General features: G+C 45.7%; 20 protein-coding genes, 1 other RNA gene and 1 pseudogene. 9 read left to right on the plus strand and 13 right to left on the minus strand.

Annotated elements, in window-relative coordinates:
- Positions 1-23: 23 nt before the first annotated feature.
- Both IC612_RS05030 and IC612_RS05035 read left to right on the plus strand, forming a co-directional pair.
- Positions 24-1,295 (plus strand): ABC transporter permease, encoded by a 1,272-nt coding sequence (locus IC612_RS05030; RefSeq protein ID WP_194739089.1) that lies wholly within the window; start codon positions 24-26, stop codon positions 1,293-1,295.
- Between the two features lie 30 nt (positions 1,296-1,325).
- Positions 1,326-2,525: an efflux RND transporter periplasmic adaptor subunit gene (locus IC612_RS05035; protein WP_194739090.1), complete on the plus strand. Its 1,200-nt coding sequence runs from the start codon at positions 1,326-1,328 to the stop codon at positions 2,523-2,525.
- A gap of 237 nt (positions 2,526-2,762) precedes the next feature.
- Here the strand turns inward: IC612_RS05035 and IC612_RS05040 are convergent, their stop codons facing one another.
- From IC612_RS05040 to IC612_RS05060, 5 genes are all read right to left on the minus strand, one after another.
- Positions 2,763-3,359, minus strand: coding sequence for a hypothetical protein (locus tag IC612_RS05040; protein ID WP_194739091.1), 597 nt, complete (start codon positions 3,357-3,359; stop codon positions 2,763-2,765).
- A 19-nt stretch (positions 3,360-3,378) separates the two neighbouring features.
- A complete protein-coding gene (locus IC612_RS05045) occupies positions 3,379-4,050 on the minus strand; it encodes an HD domain-containing protein (protein WP_194739092.1) in 672 nt (223 codons plus the stop codon).
- A gap of 7 nt (positions 4,051-4,057) precedes the next feature.
- Complete coding sequence (locus IC612_RS05050; RefSeq protein ID WP_194739093.1) at positions 4,058-4,903, minus strand: alpha/beta hydrolase family protein; 846 nt, start codon at positions 4,901-4,903, stop codon at positions 4,058-4,060.
- 73 nt (positions 4,904-4,976) lie between these two features.
- The gene (locus IC612_RS05055) at positions 4,977-5,885 is read right to left on the minus strand and encodes a ribokinase (RefSeq protein WP_194739094.1); all 909 of its coding nucleotides are present in this window, start codon (positions 5,883-5,885) and stop codon (positions 4,977-4,979) included.
- A gap of 43 nt (positions 5,886-5,928) precedes the next feature.
- Positions 5,929-6,567, minus strand: a complete 639-nt coding sequence (locus tag IC612_RS05060; protein WP_194739095.1) for a DUF4241 domain-containing protein — start codon at positions 6,565-6,567, stop codon at positions 5,929-5,931.
- A gap of 220 nt (positions 6,568-6,787) precedes the next feature.
- Between IC612_RS05060 and IC612_RS05065 the strand changes: the two genes are divergently transcribed.
- On the plus strand, positions 6,788-7,834 hold the full coding sequence (locus IC612_RS05065) for a cytochrome-c peroxidase (RefSeq protein ID WP_228512888.1): 1,047 nt from the start codon (positions 6,788-6,790) through the stop codon (positions 7,832-7,834).
- Between the two features lie 995 nt (positions 7,835-8,829).
- On the opposite strand, the gene IC612_RS05070 is transcribed toward IC612_RS05065, so the two are convergent.
- The gene (locus IC612_RS05070; RefSeq protein ID WP_194739096.1) at positions 8,830-11,448 is read right to left on the minus strand and encodes a valine--tRNA ligase; all 2,619 of its coding nucleotides are present in this window, start codon (positions 11,446-11,448) and stop codon (positions 8,830-8,832) included.
- A gap of 153 nt (positions 11,449-11,601) precedes the next feature.
- Between IC612_RS05070 and IC612_RS05075 the strand changes: the two genes are divergently transcribed.
- The 4 genes from IC612_RS05075 to IC612_RS05090 all read left to right on the plus strand — a co-directional run bounded on the left by IC612_RS05075 (position 11,602) and on the right by IC612_RS05090 (position 13,840).
- Complete coding sequence (locus IC612_RS05075) at positions 11,602-11,973, plus strand: DUF1573 domain-containing protein (RefSeq protein WP_194739097.1); 372 nt, start codon at positions 11,602-11,604, stop codon at positions 11,971-11,973.
- Between the two features lie 171 nt (positions 11,974-12,144).
- Entirely contained in the window at positions 12,145-12,402 is a 258-nt protein-coding gene (locus tag IC612_RS05080; protein WP_194739098.1) for a hypothetical protein, read from the plus strand.
- The gene (locus IC612_RS05085) at positions 12,395-12,682 is read left to right on the plus strand and encodes a type II toxin-antitoxin system YafQ family toxin (protein ID WP_194739099.1); all 288 of its coding nucleotides are present in this window, start codon (positions 12,395-12,397) and stop codon (positions 12,680-12,682) included. Before IC612_RS05080 ends, IC612_RS05085 begins: the two co-directional genes overlap by 8 nt.
- 282 nt (positions 12,683-12,964) lie before the next feature.
- Positions 12,965-13,840 (plus strand): PPK2 family polyphosphate kinase, encoded by an 876-nt coding sequence (locus IC612_RS05090; RefSeq protein WP_194739100.1) that lies wholly within the window; start codon positions 12,965-12,967, stop codon positions 13,838-13,840.
- Between the two features lie 6 nt (positions 13,841-13,846).
- Here the strand turns inward: IC612_RS05090 and rnpB are convergent.
- From rnpB to IC612_RS05125, 7 genes and pseudogenes are all read right to left on the minus strand, one after another.
- Positions 13,847-14,176, minus strand: an RNA gene (gene rnpB / locus IC612_RS05095) — RNase P RNA component class A.
- 58 nt (positions 14,177-14,234) lie between these two features.
- A complete protein-coding gene (gene rimM, locus IC612_RS05100; protein ID WP_194739101.1) occupies positions 14,235-14,777 on the minus strand; it encodes a ribosome maturation factor RimM in 543 nt (180 codons plus the stop codon).
- A 116-nt stretch (positions 14,778-14,893) separates the two neighbouring features.
- Positions 14,894-15,487 carry a 30S ribosomal protein S16 gene (locus tag IC612_RS05105; RefSeq protein WP_194739102.1) on the minus strand — a complete coding sequence of 198 codons (594 nt, stop codon included), beginning with the start codon at positions 15,485-15,487 and terminating at the stop codon, positions 14,894-14,896.
- 186 nt (positions 15,488-15,673) lie between these two features.
- A complete protein-coding gene (locus IC612_RS05110; protein WP_194739103.1) occupies positions 15,674-16,189 on the minus strand; it encodes a nitroreductase family protein in 516 nt (171 codons plus the stop codon).
- A 53-nt stretch (positions 16,190-16,242) separates the two neighbouring features.
- On the minus strand, positions 16,243-16,701 hold the full coding sequence (locus IC612_RS05115) for a GreA/GreB family elongation factor (protein ID WP_194739104.1): 459 nt from the start codon (positions 16,699-16,701) through the stop codon (positions 16,243-16,245).
- 67 nt (positions 16,702-16,768) lie between these two features.
- A pseudogene (locus IC612_RS05120) lies at positions 16,769-17,230 on the minus strand (lysoplasmalogenase); the annotation flags it as partial.
- A gap of 176 nt (positions 17,231-17,406) precedes the next feature.
- Entirely contained in the window at positions 17,407-18,741 is a 1,335-nt protein-coding gene (locus IC612_RS05125) for a dihydroorotase (RefSeq protein ID WP_194739106.1), read from the minus strand.
- A gap of 174 nt (positions 18,742-18,915) precedes the next feature.
- Here IC612_RS05125 and IC612_RS05130 point away from each other — a divergent pair, with 174 nt between their 5' ends.
- Positions 18,916-20,331: a lipopolysaccharide biosynthesis protein gene (locus IC612_RS05130; protein ID WP_194739107.1), complete on the plus strand. Its 1,416-nt coding sequence runs from the start codon at positions 18,916-18,918 to the stop codon at positions 20,329-20,331.
- Positions 20,328-20,762 carry a dUTP diphosphatase gene (gene dut, locus IC612_RS05135; RefSeq protein WP_194739108.1) on the plus strand — a complete coding sequence of 145 codons (435 nt, stop codon included), beginning with the start codon at positions 20,328-20,330 and terminating at the stop codon, positions 20,760-20,762. Before IC612_RS05130 ends, dut begins: the two co-directional genes overlap by 4 nt.
- Positions 20,763-20,776: the final 14 nt, after the last annotated feature.

The raw sequence follows: 20,776 nt of genomic DNA on the forward strand, positions 1-20,776 counted from the left end.
AGTTAAACCATTTAATAGAGCGCATGAACATTCTTTTTAAAAGAGACACCTGGCAGGAGATCTACCACTCCCTAAGGGACAACAAGCTCCGGACCCTTCTTACCATGATTGGTGTGGCGTGGGGAATGTTTCTCTATGTAACGCTTCTGGGCGCAGCCAAGGGAATGGAAAACGGATTCAACAAGCTCTTTTCAGGGTTTGCGACCAACTCTATTTTCCTTTGGGCGCAAAACACCAGTATCCCCTACGCAGGATTTCCAAAAGGAAGGCAGATGGACCTCTACCAAAAAGACATTCAGCTTCTGACGGACCGGATTCCGGAAATCGATTATATATCGCCCCAAAATTCGCGGGGGAATTTCGGATCACCCGGAGAACAGATGTCGCGCATTGGAAAGACCGCAACCTATACCTTAAACGGAGACCTTCCCATCGGAAATAAAATCTCGGAGAAGAAACTCATTTACGGAAGATACCTGAACGACCAGGACGTGAACCTCAATAAGAACGTCATAGTCATCGGCGAAGAAATCTACAAAAACTTCTTTGACCACAAGAAAAACGAAAACCCGATAGGCAAGTCCATCAATGTGAAAGGCACGTTCTTTACCGTCATCGGGGTATTCCGCGTAAAACGCACCGGCGGAGGAATGGAAAACGACCAGTCGGCCTACATCCCTCTTTCAAGCTTCAAACGCATGTACAACGACGGGGATAAGGTAGGCTACTACGCCATCGTCTCCCATCCCGAGGCAGATGTGGCCATAGTAGAGGAAAAAGTAAAGACCGAACTTAAAAGGCTCTATAATGCCTCACCGGAGGATACCAATGCCTTTGGAAGTTTCAACTTAGGAAAAGAGTTTAAAAAGCTTACCGGCTTTCTGGACGGCATGCAGCTTCTTACCATCGTCGTGGGCACTCTAACCATTCTGGCCGGAGTTATTGCCATCTCCAACATCCTACTTATCACCGTAAAGGAACGTACTAAAGAAATCGGGATTCGTAGGGCCCTGGGAGCAAAACCTGCCGAAGTACGCAACCAGATTCTTCTGGAAAGTGTAGTAATCACCTTTTCGAGCGGCATTCTAGGCTTTATCCTAGGCACGCTGCTTCTCATGGGACTGGACCTTATGACAAGGAACCAGGAGGAGTTTCCGTTCTACAATCCGACCGTGGATTATGCAAACGTACTAGGAGCCATGACCGTCATGCTTAGCCTGGGACTACTGGTAGGAATGATCCCTGCGCAGAGGGCCGTAAAGATCCGACCGATTGAAGCTTTAAGAAGTGAATAAAAAAAGTAAAAATAAAACGAACCAAACGCTATGAAAAAGAAGTTCTCTTTAAAAAAAGTACTCTACATCACCCTTGCGGTAGGTCTTGCCATCGGACTTTTCGCTGGTATTGGGTACCTTATAAAATCCAACTCCACCGAGGCGGAAGTATTCCTCACCAAAAAGCCTTCGGTGCAGAACATGGAGGATAAAGTCATGGCTACAGGGAAAATTGTACCCCGGGAAGAGATTGAAATCAAACCCAACCTCTCCGGTATCGTAGACCGCATCCTGGTAAAGGAAGGCGACCAGGTATCGGCAGGACAGCTGATAGCTACCCTACGTATCGTTCCGAGTATTCAGAACGTAAATGCCGCGCAGCAGGAAATAAACTCCGCGCAGCTTCAGATAAGTAATGCAAGAGTGAACCTGGATACCCAGCAAAAGCAGTACGCTATGCAAAAGAGTCTGTTTGACCAGGGGGTAATCTCCCGTCAGGAATACCTCTCCGCCCAGCAGCAGCTGCAGTCTGCCCAGATTCAGCTTCGTAACGCGCAGCAGCAACTAACCACAGCCCAGAAAAGCCTGCAGATTGCCCGCACCGGAGTAACGCCCGAGCTTCAGAGCCTTGCCACTACACAGATCCGGTCCAAATCCAACGGAACCGTGCTCGATGTACCGGTAAAGGTCGGATACCAAGTGATTGAGGCTAACTCCTTTAATGCAGGAACCACCATTGCCTCGGTAGCCAATCTCAACAGTCTGATCTTTGAGGGGGAGATCGACGAGGCGCAGGCCGGGAAACTCAAAGAAGGAATGGAGATGAATATTGTAATCGGAGCCCTGCAAAACAAAAAATTCCCAGGAAGACTCACCATGATTGCTCCTAAAGGGATTGATCAGAACGGAACGATTAAATTCCCCGTGGAAGGCGATGTATTCAATCCTACCAATGAGTACATTAGGGCAGGATTCTCGGCCAACGGCGAGATTGTACTCTCCTCGCAGAAAAATGCGCTGCTTCTAGACGAGTCACTGATCCAGTACGAGAAGGTGGGTGGAAAAGACCAGCCTTTCGTGGAAGTAAAGCAACCTAACGGCAGCTTTGCCAAGCGACGGGTAAAACTGGGAGCATCCGACGGAATCAATGTACAGATCATTTCCGGTCTTACCAAAGACTCCGAAGTAAAGGTTTGGAATCCGAGCGATAAGGATAAAGAAGCCCTTAAAGAGCAGCAAAAGAAAAAATAACCAAAAGGACTAATAACCCCTACTATATGGTACGGGCGGAAGCAACTGAGGGGCTTTCGCCCTTTTTATTTTGCTGTTACTAGTAGTCCTCGCAGCTAGGTTCCTATTTTTAGGGCAGTGCAACGTCCAGTTACAGCTCGTAAATTGTACTCGGTGAGAGATTAGAAAGGGAAAATCCTTTCATCAAATGACCCGACTGCTCAAAATAAGTAATGAAACTTAAGCGGGGTCCATGCGCTATTTTCTTCGGCGCAAAAGATGGATGGTATTTAAAAACAGAAGTAAAAGGCCTAAAGTAATGGTAACGCTCTGACGCCTGTACTCTGAGCGGCGCTCTTCGATCAGCTGCGTGGAGCGTTCCGAGAGGCGCAGACTCTGGTTCATAAAGGTGGAGATTTCCAGGATCTGGTCTATGTTTTTATTCACCACGGCATGCTGAGAAAAATACACCAAGTTCCGCTTTCCCAAGTACCCTACGATCCAATACTGCTCCCAGCCTTCCCGCTGCAGATATTCCAAACGGTAATGCTCGGGACGTACTTTTCCGGGATGAATGACCTCAAAGCGCTCGGAAGGATCGCTTTTCTCTGAAACCAGGATGATGTAAAAATCTACCGTCTGAGGCAGCTTGTTTATAAGCTGCATGGAGAGAGCCTCTTTTTTAAACGGTGGTAGTGAGCGCTCGGTAAAAAAGTAGCCGTAGTAAGATAGGGCAAGTAAAACAATCAGGATGCGTACCACTCGGGCCCGTTTCTTATTGGCTCCCGTGGGGATAGCCGTTAAGAGAAGGGCTACGATAAGAAGAAATAATACGACCGATGCCAGATGCTCCATAGGGGTAAATATACGGTTTTTAGTCCTTTACTTGGCTCTCCACATCCTTTTGCTCCCACTCTGAAAGGAAACGCTGTACAAACTCCTCCATAAAGGCATGACGGCCCGCCGCCATGGATTTGGAGCGCTCTAGATGCAGCATATCTTTCAGAAGAAAGAGTTTTTCGTGGAAATGATTCAGCGTGGTGCCTTCCGACTTTTTATACTCCTCTTTACTCATGGAAAGGCGCGGAGCTAGCTTTGGATCGTGCATGGGACTACCTTTGTACCCGCCAAAATTAAAGGTGCGGGCAATGCCAATGGCGCCTAATGCGTCCAGGCGGTCGGCGTCCTGAACGACCATAAGTTCTAGAGGCAGCTCCTTTGGGGCCTGCTCTCGGTTCTTAAACGATACATGCTTTATAATGAAAAGCACCTCTTCTATAGTAGCTTCATCTACGTTTTGGGAAAGTAAAAAATCACGGCTTACTGAAAGGGCAAGATTCTCATCTCCACCGTGGAACTTGGGATCTGCTATATCGTGTAAGAGCGCACCAAGCGCCACTACCTTTGTATCCACCTCCATTCCTTCGCAAAGCAACATTGCGGTCTTGTATACGCGCTCCACATGAAAATAATCGTGTCCGGACTCGGCGCCAGAGAGCCTCTCTTTAACAAAACGAATGGTGGATTCTATAAGGGGACTTTGCATAAAAAAATTACTTAGTTAAGAAATCTTCCACCTGGCTCCAGAGCGTTTTATTGTAACTTCGGAAGTAGTTGATATGGCCAATTTCTCCCTGAGGACTGTCGGTTTTTTTAAGGAGCCGGAAGGTGGGAGAAAGATTCGGATAGGTTTCTTTTAATAGGCTACGGACCCCACGGTCCGTGAGCCAGCTGTCGTCCTGCGCTCTTAAGACCAATACCTCTTGGGAGAGATTCTCCGCGTAGGTCCTCTGCTCGGGTTCCATGAGTAGATTCGTGGACTCCTTTTCCAGCACCAGGGTGCGCCAGTTGCGCGCCGAGCCTGCAGGAAGGCTTTCTCCAAGACCAAAACGGTGGGCAGGAAAATAACCCAAAAGCCTCGTAGTAAGGGGCTGCACTACACCAAATCCTAGATATCCCATCAGCCTTGTACGCAGGTTTAAGTTGCCCACAAAGGCTTTCTGTGTCCCCACAAATACCATGCGGCTAAATTCCCTTGCATGGGGGTTCATACCAATAATTAGGGCCCCAACCGAGTGGCCTACCACGTGCATGGGTAGGTCGTGCTCTAGAGCGCGAATGTATTTAGTTACTGCTACGAAATCTTTTGTTCCCCAGTCTTTCATCGAAGCCTCAAATCCCCGCATACGTTGGGGCTTGCTTTCCCCAATTCCACGGTAGTCGTAGGTAAGGGTAGTAAATCCACAGTCTGCCATATACTGAGCGAAGGCAAAGTAAATCTGCTGGCGAACTCCGGTTGCGGAATTAATAATTAGGGTACCTTCCAAAGGTTCCAGCGCCTGAAAAAGGTAGGAAGAGAGCACATACCCATCTTCTGTGGTTATTTCAATTTTCTTCAACGTGCTTTTAAATTTTACGTGTGCAAAACTACAAAGGCTTGGGCTAATTATACCTTTTTAGGAGACAAAAATATTAGTCTTCTCCTTCTGCTTTCACCTCAAGGTCTCTTAGGTACGGAAGGCCACTTTGTGAGCCCCGATTGATGGCTACTTTTAGGGAAACCTCATTTCCGAATTTCACGCAGTCTTTAATGGAATTTCCATGCGCATACGCCAGGGCAAAGCCGGAAGTAAAGGCATCGCCCATTCCCATCTTGTGCAGCATATCGCTATGGTCGTTTCTAAAGTATTTCATCTCATCCCCCGTAAAATAGGTAGTGGAATTCGTATCATCCCTTACGAAAAGTTTATTGGGGTACATGCGGGTAAGGCCTTCACTGCTGGGAAGTGAGAACACAGAAGAGAGTTCCGAGCTCTTGGCAACAATAAAACTCGCATACTCCACCACCTCCGGTGAAAGAGCCATTGCAGGCGCGGCATAGATTCCTACCTTCTTTCCAAGCTCCTTGCAGATTCTAACGGTTCTCTCTACTACCTCCATGGGTACTTCCAGCTGCAAAAGCACCAAATCGGCAGCCTGAAGGATTTCCCTGGCCGCTTCGATATGCTCGGTTTTTAGATCGTAATTGGCGGCTGGCACTACCACAATAGCGTTCTTACCGTCCGCAGCGCTCACGTAGGCGCTTCCCGTCGCATGATCGGGGCTCACGTGCACGTGGGTGGTATCCACGCCCTCGCGCTTTAAGCTCTCCAGAACCTCTTTGCCTTGACGATCGCTACCAACCGAGCCAATGAGATAGACCTGCGCGCCGAGGCGCGCTGTTCCTACGGCCTGATTCGCGCCTTTGCCTCCGAAGAACTGCTCACTTTTAAGGGCCATTACGGTTTCCCCTGGGCCCGGATGGTGCTGGGTATTTAAAACGAGATCCACCGAGCAGCTGCCTACAACAACAATGGTCGGACTAAAAGAAGATATATGCATAATGTGCGGGACGTATGTTTAGAATCGTTTAGCTCAAAGAGCCTTAAGATCCGATTTCAATAAATTCACTGACTAATTTAACGGGCTGACCCGAGGCATCAAATCCAATATAACTGCCGTAAAATCCTTCCCCGTATCCTGCTTCGAATGCAAAGATAGACCCTGCTTCCTGCTCCTGAGGTTTAAGAAACGCGTACTGGTCGATGGCGCCCTTCTGATCAAAGAACTCACCGTGGAAAAACTCTTCGTAAATTCCCATGAAATCGTCTCCTTTGCGCTCGAAAAGGGTCTGCTCCAGTCTAAAGAGTCCGTTCTGCGTAGCAGCGTCCATAAAACAGCCCATTCCACTCTCTACCGGGTAGCCAAAGATTTCTTCCTCCGAGAGATCGGATAGGTTCTGCCCCTCAGTAAGGGCCATCTCCCAGGTGGTAACTTTCTCGGAAGAAAAACGAATCTCTACATAGGCCACGCAATTACTTTCCTTCTCCTTATGAAGCACTACCGGAAAGCTTCCGGAAGGAAAAAAGGGTGTAAATGGCGGCATATCGGTGGTGATTAATGGATCGCAGGCAACAATCCTTCCGGTGGGAAGCTCGATAGATCCCACATCGTAAGATTCTATCAGAGGATGTTCCACATCACTAGAGGAAAAAAGTTTCTGGATATTTTCTATATGGTGCATGCCTTTTAATAATATTAGTAAAGTAAAGATACTTCAATTTACACTCCATTGCAAGTCATCTATTTACTCCTCTACCGGTAAGACCCCTGCCTATTAAGAAAGTCCTTGAGCCCATCCACTCTAAATGAAACTTTCAAACCATTCTTTTTTATCTCTGGATTTTAACTCTTTTTTAGCAACTAGTAATTTGAATACATAAAAAAACCTTCTGACTAATACCTTGGAGGAGCTTCGCGCGCTTTATTCAAGTGGAGATAAAAGCAAGTGGCCTAAGCCCCACCTCTTTGATGAGGCCAAGGAAAATTTTCAAGACATTGGGGTTCTTCCTAAATTCTCTTTTCCAAAAGACAACCCGTATTCCAAAGAAAAAGAAGAACTAGGAAAGAGGCTCTTCTATGATCCGAGGCTATCGGGTTCGGGACAAATCTCCTGCGCCAGCTGCCACGATCCCGAGCTACATTGGGCGGACTCAAGGCGCGTAGCCTACGGACACGACCGCCAGCTGGGCACGCGAAATACGCCCGGCCTTATAAACATCGCATACGCTACGGCACTTTTCTGGGACGGAAGGGCAGAGGATTTGGAGACCCAGGTCAAGAGCCCTATTGAAAACCCGGTGGAGATGCACCTCCACTCCCGCATTGCTACCAAACGCATAAAGAGGATTAAAGGGTACAGAGAGCATTTTGAAGCGGCTTTTGGAGATGCAAAGATTACGCAGGAGCGCATTGCCCAGGTGATAGCTACCTTTGAAAGGACCATTAGAAGTCCTAAAACCCGATTTGACAAATTCATTGAGGGAGACAGCAGTCAGCTCACCGACTCGGAACTAAATGGAATGCACCTCTTCCGGACTAAAGCAAACTGTATCAACTGCCACAACACGCCTTACTTTTCGGATCAGAAATTCCATAATCTTGGGCTCACCTACTTAAAGAGGGACCAATACGAGGATCTGGGCCTCTACGGAGTCTCCAAAAATCCTGAAGATATCGGAAAGTTCAAGACGGCGCCGCTTCGGGAAGTATCTAAGACGGCGCCCTACATGCACAATGGGCTGTTTCCGCACTTAAGAGGCGTACTAAATATGTACAATGCGGGCATGCCGAATGAAAAAATAAAACCGGGCACCGCGTATGGACCTAAAAAATCACAGATGCTAAAGAAGCTGGACCTTTCCGAGTCTGAGCTTCAGGATCTGGAAAATTTCCTTGAGGCCCTTCATTCTACACAGTATAAAATGCGTGCGCCAGACCTACCAAAATAACATTAGTTAAAGGATGGAGGACTATGCATAATTACATTTCAATAGAAAAGAATAAATATTTTGTAAATATTTTTACATCGGCATAATATTTACTATAACTTTGCATTAAATATAGCATTATGAAATCACGAACTTTAACTAAAGGGGAACGGCAAAATTGGAAACCCCTAAAAAGTATTAGAGCAACTAAAATTTCGGCTCGAAATATTAAAGGAGAAAAAGTGAATATTTCCAGCTCTGTAACTAAAAATCTGGTTATATCATAATTAATCTCTGTAGAAGAGATATGTATAATATAAAATTTATTCAAAAAGATAGATGTAACGATGGTTCAGACCATCGTTTTTCTTATATATACAAGTTTTTCTGTATAGAATCTAAATTGCATTATATTATCCGAGCTGAATACCATATTGAGGATGTTTTTGCCATAAAGTTCTACTGTAAAAAGGACAGAAAAAGTCCTTTTAAATACAATAAGATCCTAAATAAGCACACGTACGGCACAGTAATTAAAATTTTTCACACATGTCTGTCCTTAGTTCCAATACTTTTAAAAAAGCATCCTAAGAGTAATTTTGCAATTTACTCAGCACGAAGTGTAGATTTAAAAAATCCGAAAAGATTAACGGAGGATATATTAATAAATCAAAGGTTCCGAATTTACACTCCTTTTATACAACAAAGAATCGGAAGTGAGACTTTTACCCATTTTAAATATGATGCGATAAGTTCCTATCTTTTAGTTAATAATCAGGTTGGAAATGTTGATATAAAAGAGAACCAAATAAAAACGATGTTTGAGAGAACTTACCAAAGTCTCCCTGACATTAGTGGAATTTAATTTACCCTATATAACCACCCATAGCCTGCACAAAAAACTCTTTGTTCCAATTAAAAGAATAAAAGAAAGTTTTTGCTTTTCCTCTTGATGAAGTAAAGTTCCAAGATTGTATTAGACTTATTATCACAATTTTAATTCAATTAGAAAAACTCTATAGTGTATTGAGCTTTTCCTCTAAAAGTGCTATCTTTTCCAGCGCATCGCTTTTTTTCTTGCGCTCCATTTCTACTACTTTCTCTGGTGCCGAGGCTACGAACTTTTCATTGCCTAGTTTCTTTTCCACTCCTACCAAAAATCCTTTTAAATACTTAATCTCCTCTAAGGTTTTCTCCTTCTCTGCTTCCAGGTCCAGGGATTCACTTAAGGGAACCGCTACTTCAATGGGACCCACCAGGAACGTAAAGCACGGCTTGTCGGTCTTCTCCTTGTAATGGATGGTAGAGACTCCGCCCAGTTTCTGGATAATCTCTGGATTGGAAAGTTTCTCAGCACTGGTATAAATCTCTACCTGCTCCCTAGGGGATATTCCTTTACTTTGGCGGTAGTTTCTGATTCCTGAGATTACCTCCTGCGTTTCCTTGAAGTCCTGTACAAGCCCCGCCGGAATTTCTTTAGGCTCCGGCTGCTGGGTGATAATAAGAGCCTCCTGTTTTGTTCTTGGAGCCATGTCTTGCCATAGAGCCTCAGAGAGAAACGGCATGAAAGGGTGCAGAAGTTTCAAAAGGTCCTCAAATAAGGCAAGAGCACGCTGCTGTACCTGAAGAGAAATCTTCTCTCCGTACGGAGGCTTAATAATCTCCAGATACCACGAACAGTAATCGTCCCATATCATTTTATACACCAGATGCAAGGCATCCGAAATCCGGAACTTGGAGAACTGGTCTTCCACATCCACAAGCGCCGAGGAAATCTGCGCCTCCATCCATTCGCTTGCACTATCATCCGCTATAGAAGGTCTTTTTTCTTCCGTAGTTTCCCACATCTGAAGTAGTCGGTAGGCATTGTAAATCTTCGTGGCAAAATTCCGTCCCTGAACCATCAGTTCTTCATCAAAAAGAAGGTCGTTTCCGGCTGCAGAACTAAGCAAAATTCCCACACGTACGCTGTCTGCTCCGTAGGAATCAATAAGTTCCAGAGGGTCTGGGGAATTTCCCAGACTCTTACTCATTTTCCGGCGCTGCTTATCGCGTACGATCCCCGTAAAATACACGTTATTAAACGGTACCTCTCCCCGGAACTCCTGCCCTGCCATAATCATGCGGGCCACCCAGAAAAAGATGATGTCGGGTCCGGTGACAAGATCCGAGGTCGGATAGTAGTAGTTGATATCTTTATTTTCTTGCTCCAGTAGGCCGTCAAAGACCGAAATAGGCCAAAGCCAGGAAGAGAACCAGGTATCTAGTGCATCCTCGTCTTGTCTTAAATCCTCAAGGCCTAGAGAGGGGTTGGAAGCCTTTACTCGGGCCAGTTCTAATGCCGACTCTTTATCCTCTGCTACGACAAAGTCGTTTTCACCTTCTCCATAATAGTAGGCCGGAATCTGCTGACCCCACCAAAGCTGACGCGAGATGTTCCAATCGCGGATGTTCTCCATCCAGTGGCGGTAGGTATTTTTGAATTTCTCAGGATAGAATTTCACCTCATCCTCTTCCACGACGCGAAGCGCTTCTTTAGCAAACTCCTGCATCTTTAAAAACCACTGTACCGAAACTTTCGGCTCAATGACCGCTCCAGTGCGCTCCGAAGTGCCCACTTTATTTACGTAGTCCTCGCTCTTTAAAAGCAGTCCTTTCTCTTCAAGCTCCTTGCCAATAGCCTTTCGTACCTCAAAGCGGTTTCTACCCTTATAATGGAGTCCGTGGTGGGTTAAATTACCGTCCTCGTCCAGACTGTCAATAATCTCCAGACCATGCTTCTGGCCTATCTCGTAGTCGTTTATATCGTGCGCCGGGGTGATTTTAAGCGCTCCGGTTCCAAACTCCTGGTCTACGTACTCGTCCTGAATTACCGGTACCATTCTTCCCACGATAGGCACCTCCACGCGCTTACCTTTAAGATGCGTGTAGCGCTCATCATGTGGATTCACGCATACGGCCGTATCTCCAAAAATGGTCTCAGGCCGGGTGGTCGCCACAGAAAGATATTCTTCCGTTCCTTCGATTTTGTATTTCAGAAAATAGAGCTTTCCGTTTTGCTCCTTGTAAATCACTTCTTCATCCGAGATGTTGGTGCGCGCCTCGGGATCCCAATTGACCATGCGGTAGCCCCGATAGATAAGACCTTTGTTGTACAGGTCTATAAAGGATTTAATTACTTGTTTAGAAAGCTTCTCCTCCATCGTAAAACGCGTACGGTCCCAGTCGCAGGAAGCTCCCAGTTTCTGGAGCTGCTTTAGGATGGTTCCTCCATAGGTATTAGTCCAGTCCCAGGCATGCCTTAAGAACTCCTCACGTGAGATGTCTTTCTTATCCACTCCCTCGCTTTTTAGCTTGGCGACTACCTTGGCCTCCGTGGCAATAGAAGCGTGGTCGGTACCCGGTACCCAGCAGGCATTGAATCCCCGCATACGGGCCCTGCGTACCAAAACGTCTTGAATGGTGTTATTGAGCATATGTCCCATGTGCAGGATCCCGGTGACGTTCGGAGGTGGGATTACCACTGTGTAGGGTGGTCGAGAATCCGGCTCGGAATGGAAATAGCGATTTTCCATCCAGTAGCTGTACCATTTTTCTTCCGTCTCTTTCGGGTTGTATTTTTCTGAAATCTGCATAGGGTCGTGTGCTTACTTAAATTCTTGCAAAAATAGCGAAAACAAAATGTAAATTTCCGTTCCACAATTATTTTTAACTTTGCGCCCTACAAGAGCATCTAAAGTAAAACTAAACTTTAAGGTGCCACACTGAAATAAAAAAAAGAAATAACAATGAAGAACCTTTTAACTACCTTATTTGTTTTGGGCTCGGTAGCAATGCTCTCGGCTCAGACCATATCGTTTGATAAAACCACTATAGATTACGGTAAAGTCCCTTACGCAGGACCTTCTGAAAAAGTATTTACCGTTAGTAACCGCGGAGATAAACCACTTATAATTAGCAAAGTAGTGGCCTCTTGTGGGTGTACCACCCCTAAGTGGAGCCGCCAGCCCATTCTTCCTGGAAAAAGCGCAAAAATCACCGTGGGTTACGACACCACCATTGCAGGAGAATTTTTAAAGCTCATCGAAGTACATTCCAACGACCCAGTGCAGGGTCGCGCCGCACTCTACATTAAGGGGAAGATCGATCCGAAGAAATAAATCATTTTCAAATTAATTTCAACTGCAGGACTTTTAGTCTCGCAGTTTTTTTTTTGCGGTGCCTTATTCCAAATGCTGCCTTTTGAAGTTAGAAGGGCTTATTATTAAATCTTAAAAAACTATTAAGTAGGAAAAGTTTTGCATTATATTTGTATATACATTGATACTATTATGAATACAACTGATACTACTAAAAAGGCTACGTCGCTACGAATAAATTCTCGATTGTACGCACAAATAGAAAAACTGGCAAAACAAAACAACCGAAGCATCAATAATTATATTGAGACACTTCTTTTTGATGCGGTAGGATATCATCAGCCTAACGTCCTTACGACAAAAGCAATAAATGAAGTCGAAGAAGATAATAAATCATTGAAAAGGTATTCAGATGTTAACGAACTTTTTCAAGATTTAGAGAATGAGTAAATACCTGTTAGTACCGACTTCTCAATTTAAGAAAGATGTAAAAAAGTTTCTTAAGCAACCCAAAGAAAGGGCTGACATCCAATCGGTGATTTCTATTTTAGCGGAGAAAGGTCATTCAGGACTTTCAAAAAAATTGGTCCCCCACAAATTAAAAGGAAATTACAAAGGATATTGGGAATGCCACATCAGACCCGATATGCTACTTATTTGGAAGCAAATTGAAGAACCTGAGAAAGAAATTTTTTTAACGCGCATAGGAAGTCATTCGGATTTATTTTAGAAAAGGAATATTTTACTTTTCCTCTCCTATTAATTTCAGAAGTTACACGCGAAAAAGCCATATGTAGTACATTCTTCTTTTACGGGCATTTAAAACTTCCACTAACCATTTCAAGATCAATCCGCGGATTTTTTTGTTTCCCGCCGCTGAGATACAGTAGGGTATATGTAGGGCAAACATCCCATAAGTACATCAATTATAATATATAATGCAATTTTTGTAATCCCTGCTTGGAGCACTTCCCCTAATTTAGCTCAAACTCATTTTTTAAACTCTTTACCTATGGACTATTTCTCTGCTCAGGACTTTCTATTTAAAGAAACCGACTCACTACCGGAAAGAAGTACAACCTACGAGGGACCTCTTAATAAGGAAGAGGGACAGGATATCCTTTCTAAAGAAAAAGAAAGACTTCACCAGCTACAGGAAAAACTCTATGCCGACGGTTCTAAGTCCCTTCTCATTGTACTCCAGGCAATGGATGCGGCAGGAAAGGACTCGCTCATTGAGCACGTTTTTAAAGGAGTGAATCCTCAGGGCTGCAGCGTGGCTTCCTTTAAGACACCTACCAGTAAGGAGTACCAATACGATTTTCTGCGCCGCCATATCCTGGAACTTCCCGAGAAAGGAAAAATCGGAATCTTTAACCGCTCCCACTACGAAAGCGTTCTGGTGTGCCGCGTGCACCCCGAATACAACCTTAATGAAAAGACCTGGGAACATGTAACGGATTTTGATAAAACTTTCTGGGAAGAGCGCTACGAGAGCATCGTGGATTTTGAGAAGCATCTGAGCCGAAACGGCACCAAGATCATCAAGATCTTTTTAAATGTCTCCAGAGAAGAGCAAAAAGCTAGGTTCCTGGACCGAATTAATGAAGAGGACAAAAACTGGAAATTCTCGATGGGGGATTTAAGGGAACGTGCACTGTGGGAAGAGTACCAGAAATACTACCAGTTGGCACTGCAAAAGACCTCCAAACCGTACGCTCCCTGGTATGTGGTGCCGGCCGATAAGAAATGGTTTGCACGAATTGCCGCAATTCAGATTATCATTGAGGCTTTGGAGTCCATGCAGCTGGAATTTCCTGATCTTCCAATGGAAGAGAAGCAGCAGCTCTCGGCCGCTAAGGAAATGCTTGAAAACGAAAGTGAATAAAAAAAAACAGCAAGAAATTCTGTAAGCCGGATTCTGTTCCCCAAAAGGGGCGCCTGTTATTTATCTACGACGCGCATTGCTGCGCCCCTTGAGCTGATTACCCCTCGGCAACGGACGGGCCGCCCTTAACTGCCGATATACTTACCATTGCACCGCATAGAGTTTACCTGGTTTCACTACAGCCGAACTGTACATTCTTTCTGTTGCACTGGTCCTCGTATCACTACGGGCGGATGTTATCCGCTATGCTGCCCTACGGTGTCCGGACTTTCCTACCCCAGTACTTAAAAGACCCTTACGGGTCTTATCTCTGGAATCAACAGGCCGAATTTCTTGCTGCTGTAAAGATACTTTTTTAAAGTAAAGGTTAAAACAACCTATCTTAATTAATTTGCTACTCGTCTTTCTCCGGCACTGTGGTAAACACTTCCAATAGTCCTTCCGGTAGTTCCATGGTAATAATTTTTTCCTCCCGGTTAAGATCCTTAATCCAGTCCTTGATGATCGGAACGATTACCTGTTTTCCTTCCAGGTCCAAAAGGAAATAGTGCTGGGCCGTCTGATCGTTCACAGACTGTACCACACCAAAGATCCTTCCTTCTGTATCTTTCAGGGTATAACCTACTACCTCGTGGTAGTAGAAACTTTTTCCGGAAAGGGGCGGAAGACTCTCCAGGGGAAGGTACACTTCCCTTCCTACCACCTGCTCCAAAAGCTGGGGCGTGGAGTTCTTAAAAGAAATCAGTTTGGTGTCGGATTTCAGGTACTGCTGCTTGTCTACAAAGAAAGGCACCAGCAGGCCATTGATTTCAATGAATATCCCTTCGAGTTTTTTATAGAATTCCGGTTGGTCGGTATCGAGTTTAAGTACCAGGTTGCCTTGTAGTCCGTGGGTACGCGTTACTTTTCCGAGCAAATAGCAGTCTTTTTTTTGCATGGCAGGTTTTTTATAAAGGTAGTTATTTTTATTCTGCGTGAAAGTCTTATAATACAAGAAAGACGCCATAGGGCGCCTTCTTGTAGGTGTTTTGCATCACTATGCAAAAGGTTTTCTTAAGCTTCTTCTTTGGTTTCTTCAGAAGAAGTATCTTCTGCAGGAGCCTCAGTCGCTTCAGCGCTGGCCTCAGCAGCCTCAGCAGCTTTAGCCGCCTCTGCTTCTGCTTTCGCTTGTTCTTCCTGTGCTTTCTGCTCTGCTAGGGCTGCATCTTGTGCTGCCTGACGGTCTGCATTCACTTTTGCTTCTGCCTCAAGTGCTGCTTTCTTAGCATCTGCTTTTGCTGTGGAAAGGGATTCTTTTTTACCTTCTACTGCTTTTTCTTTGCTTTCCAGCCAAGCGTTGAATCTCTTCTCTGCTTCTGCCTCATCGAATGCACCTTTAGCTACACCCCCTTGAAGGTGCTTTTTAAGAAGTGCTCCTTTGTAGGAAAGAATAGCTCTTGCGGTATCGGTTGGCTGTGCCCCATTGTTTAACCATTTAACGGCTGCATCAACATCTAGTTCGATGGTTGCAGGGTTGGTTACAGGGTTGTAGATACCTAATTTTTCGATGAATTTACCATCTCTTCTGGCTCTTGCATCGGCCACTACGATGTGAAAGAAAGGTTTTCCTTTTTTTCCGTGTCTCTGTAATCTGATTTTTACTGACATACAATTAAAATTAAGGGAACTCGTCCCGGTTAAATATTTTTAAGTGTGCAAATTTACGATTTTATATGGAATATACATGCGGGTCGAGAAAAAAATCTTTTTACCCATTGCCATCCCTATCTTCTTAAGTACCTAGAGCGCAGCCCCAACAAATTTTCTCACCTTCTTAGCGCTGCTGTGCTGGCGCTAGTAGTTTAGGGTCCCTATAAAGAAAAAGCCCAAACACTCCTGGTTCTCGCTTAAGGAAAGATGCGCTGTAAGACGGTCCTTGAGTCCTGGCGTTCCCCAATAGCACCCAAGGCCTAGACTCGTGCAGAGTAAATGCATGTTTTGCACCCCCATAGCAACAGCGGCCATCTCTTCCCAACGCGGAACGAGTCCTGAGTAGCGCACCACAAGCACTACTACGGCGCTGGAACGGCTCCACTTGGAGGAAATATCCAGGTATTTTTTTTCCAGAAACTGCTCCGGGGGCGTGGTAGCTTTATAGATCTCCGCCAGAGTCACGCCCATAGCGTCTTTTTCTTCTCCGGTAAAAAGCCGAAGATCATGAGGCATGGTTTTCTTGTGCTGCGGGGTAAGGCTTCCGCTGCGCAGTATTTCCACCAGGTGCTCGGGAGCAATGTCCCCACCCGTGTAGTCTTTAGGAAAAATGCTCCTTCTTTTAGCTAGTAGTTCCTTTAGGGTAGTGTAACTTTCCATCGGGCAAAGGTAGTATTTCCTGCGCAATGCCCGGTACATACCCCGTACAGAAGCTAGTATACTTCTCTAATCTCCTGACGGATTTTCCCAAGAACAAGACTCTCCCCGGGCTTTTTACCCAGCATTAGGCGCGCCATGGGGGACTCAGGTGAGATTGCATAATAGCGCAGCGAGTCAAAGAAGAATTCCCCTAAGGAGATACTGATATAAAACCGGGAGTTCTGCGTGATTACAAGAGAGCCCACCTTTACTACCTCAGTAGGCTCAGAAAGTACGCGCCGCATATTTTGCTGCATGAGTTTTAAGGAAGCCATCTGTTTGTCCAAATGGTAGATTTCCTCCTGCATCTCCTCGCGGATACTGTCGTACTTGGAAGTCTTTTTAATCTCCCGGGTAGCATCCAGGGTGAAGTTTAGGTAATAGCTCAAGGTTTTTATCTTCCCCTGCAGCATTTCCACTACATACTCCCGTAAGGCCTTCTTATCGTATCCACCGCTAGGGTACTGTACCATTCTACTTTCTTTTACTATCGTTTAGCGCTCTAACGCTTCAAAAATGCGGCCATCTTTGCTCCTGGCATTAAGTAGAAACATCCCCAGTATCTTTCAGGCCCTTAACCAGCAGCACCTGCGCCCCCACGTAGCTCAGCATAACAAGAACGGCACCAAGAGTACTTTCTGCTCCGAAAAGCTCAAAGGCAAGAATCCCATCGGAAGCCACAAAAAATGCACCTCCTAAAAATAGTTTCCAGGACCGCGTAGCGGCTGCCTGAAGGGCCATAAAAATAAGAACCCCGGCGTAAAGCACCACCGGAACCTTCAGATCCCCCAGCTCCTGCCACAACTTCCAAAGTACTGCCCCAAGAGTAAGAAGCAGCACTACAGCATAAAAGAAGTTATAGGGACGCTCCTGTCTTTTTTTTAATTCCAGTATATAGAAGATATGTGCCAAGAGAAAACTGCTCAGACCCAGGACAAACCCCCACGGGAAAAGAAGAAATAGATCCCCTAAGAAACTTAGAAGCAAGGCAAAGACTATCCAAAGGTCACGATTTCTGCTAAGAGGCCGTCCTTAAGAGTAGTACCCTAGGAGCAGAGGCATCAAAAGGGGTTTAGAAAATAGGCGCAGGTCCTCTTTATCTAGTATAATAAAGGATACATCAATAGTAAGAACCAAAAGCAGCAAATAAAGGCCCAGAGAAAATAAGACCGCCTTTTTCATCGATTGAATTCCAAACGCTCGCCCTGAGCCTCCCCTAAGAGCTCCCCTTCCTTGTAAACTAACTGACCGTTTACAAACGTATGGGTCACTTTGCTTTTAAGAAAAGTTCCTTCCAGTGGCGACCACCCGCATTTATAAAGAATGTTTTCTTTCTCTACCTGCCAGGGGGAGTCCAGATCCACTAGCACAAGATCGGCCTTGTAGCCTTCGCGCAGAAAACCCCGGTCCTTAATCTCAAAGAGGACTGCCGGATTATGGCACATTTTCTCTACCAAAAGCTCCAATGAAATCTTTCCCTCCAAGTGCTTTTCCAGCATCATGCACAGTGAGTGCTGCACGAGGGGACCTCCGGAGGGGGCCTTTAGATAACTCTGGGATTTTTCTTCCAGGGTATGGGGGGCATGGTCGGTGGCCACCACGTCGATGCGCCCGTCCAAAAGCGCCTTCCATAGTCCCTCACGGTCCGATTCTTTCTTTACGGCCGGATTCCATTTGATCTTGCTTCCCTTGGAGGCGTAGTCCTTGTCGCTGAACCACAGATGGTGCACGCAGACCTCGGCGGTGATTTTCTTTTCCTTTAACGGCAGTGTGTTATCAAACAATTGGGTTTCTTTCTCGGTGGAGAGATGAAACACGTGGAGTCTTGCGCCTGTTTTCTTTGCCAGTTCCACTGCCTTGGAAGAGGATTTATAACAGGCCTCTTCGGAGCGTATCACAGGGTGCATTTCCATCGGTATATCGTCCCCGTACTTCTCCACCATATCCTTTGTGTTTTGCCTAATGGTGGATTCGTCCTCGCAGTGCACCGCAATAAGAAGTTTCACTTTTGTGAAGAGCTCCTCGATGACCCTTGGATCGTCCACCAGCATATTGCCTGTAGAGGAACCCAGGAAAAATTTTATCCCAGCTACCTTTTTTGGGCTGGTCTTTAGAAGCTCCTGCAAATTATCGTTGGTTCCACCCATCATAAAGGAGTAGTTGGCATAAGAAACCTCAGATGCCCGGGTGAATTTCTCCTCCAGACGCTCCAGGGTGGTTGCCGTGGGCTGTGTGTTGGGCTGATCGATGAATGTAGTAATTCCGCCCGCCACGGCTGCCCTACTCTCACTCTCTATATCGCCCTTATGGGTAAGGCCGGGTTCTCGAAAGTGTACCTGATCGTCTATCACTCCTGGCAGCAGCACTTTGCCCGCCCCATCAATTAATACATCGTAGGACTCCTTGGTAAGGTCCGCTGCAATCTTTACAATACGGTCGTTTTCAATAAGCAAATCCTTGCGCTCTTTTTTACCTTCGTTTACAAGGAGGGCTCCGTGGATGAGTGTTTTCATAGCAGTTACGGTTATTTTTTAAGTTGCAGCGTCCTTCTCTTAAGGAAATACATTATGATGCCTAGCTACAAATTTAATTAATTTTTTTCCGGCCTTGCAGTCTGTATCTCTTAAGTTAGGCGCGCTACTTCTTGTGCGGTGGAATTACTACCTTTGCGCCAAAGTCCGGGCATTTTGAAAAAACTACTTAGCGAAACGATTATTTATGGGATAGGTGCGATCCTTCCACGAATCATCCTCTTTGTATTAAACCCCCTCTACATCCTTTTTATTCCCAGGGAAGAGTTTGCGCAGTTTACCAGTCTCTATGCACTGGTATCCTTTGTAAATATCGTACTAACCTTTGGGTTTGAAACGGCCTTTTTTCGTTTTGCTTCCGAGAAGGGAAGCGAAAAAAAGGTACTAAGCACTGCGTTTTGGTTCACGGCCCTAATTTCTGGGGTGTTTCTAGTCCTAACTATACTTTTTAGCACGCAAATAGCCTCCGGACTAGGATATAGCTCCACTCCGGAATATATACGGTGGTTTGCCATGATCGCATTTTTTGATGCGCTGACGATGATACCCCTAGCATACCTGCGATTCAAAAACCGGCCCGTTACCTACTCGGCAATTCGGGTGGGTCAGTCTCTTATTCAAACGCTCCTTGTACTTGCCCTGTTTTTTGTAATTCCCCGAGAGCTCTCGAAAGACTTTGGCCTGAAGCAGAACGTTTCTATAGCATTTTTTTCCAATCTGGTGGGAAGTATAGCCTCTGCACTTATGCTGATACCTGTTTTTTTAAGGATCCGGTTCTCTATGGATCGAGCCCTTTTAACACGGATGGTACCGTACGCCTTCCCGGTGATGGTAGCGGGGTTTGCCTTTATGGTGAACGAAAACTTCGATAAAGCAGTACAGATTTATTTCATCTCGAAAGAACAGGCCGGGGCCTACGGTGGAGTCTACAAGCTCGCCGTAGTGATGACTCTCTTTGTTACGGCCTACCGCATGGGTATAGAGCCTTACTTTTTCAAGCAGATGCATAGGGCCAACGCTAAGAACACCTACGCCAAGATCACGGAATACTTCACGCTATTTGGCTCTGTGGCGGCCCTTGCCATAATCACCAACATTTCCTGGCTCAAGCTCCTTTTTATTCCCAACGAGAGCTATTGGATTGCGCTGGATATCATTCCCTTCATCGTGCTTGCAAACCTCTGCTTTGGCATCTACTACAATCTTTCCACCTGGTACAAGGTCACCGACCGCACTCTGGTGGGCACCTACCTCTCCTGGCTGGGAGCGGCACTAACTATTGCTCTAAACCTTCTGCTTCTTAAGCGGTACGGCTTTATGGTATCTGCCTACGCGACCCTTCTGGTCTACTTTGTAATGATGGTACTTTCCTACCTTCTGGGTCAAAAATATTACCCTATTCCGTACCGAGTAGGAAAAATTTCCTTAATTTTAGCCCTTTTAGTAGGAGCCTCATTTCTGTCCTTTGAAGTCTTTGATCAGAACCTTTGGATTGGGAACCTCATCCTTCTATTATTCTGCGGAACTATCCTTTTGGTTTTCCCAGGACTTTTTAATCGCAAGAGCACATGAAAATAAAAGTAATCAACAAAAGCGCGCACCCCTTACCTAAGTACCAGACTCCTTGCGCTGCAGGGATGGACTTGTGCGCTAATTTGGAAGTCTCCCAGACCCTGCAACCCATGCAGCGCAAACTAATTCCTACGGGGCTCTATCTCGAACTACCCAAGGGGTATGAAGCCCAGGTACGGCCACGAAGCGGACTGGCGCTTAAAAACGGAATCACCGTTCTGAATTCTCCAGGGACTGTAGATTCCGACTATCGAGGAGAAGTGGGAGTGATTCTTATCAACCTTTCCAATCAGGAATTCACCATCAACGACGGAGACCGTATCGCTCAGATGGTAATATCCAAGCACGAGAGCTGCCAGTGGGAAATCGTCCAGGAGCTGGAAGATTCCGAGCGGGGCGCAGGTGGCTTTGGGTCCACCAAGATTAGCTAAGCGTAACTATTTTA

This window comes from Planobacterium oryzisoli, assembly GCF_015354315.1.
Classification (GTDB): Bacteria; Bacteroidota; Bacteroidia; order Flavobacteriales; family Weeksellaceae; genus Planobacterium_A; species Planobacterium_A oryzisoli.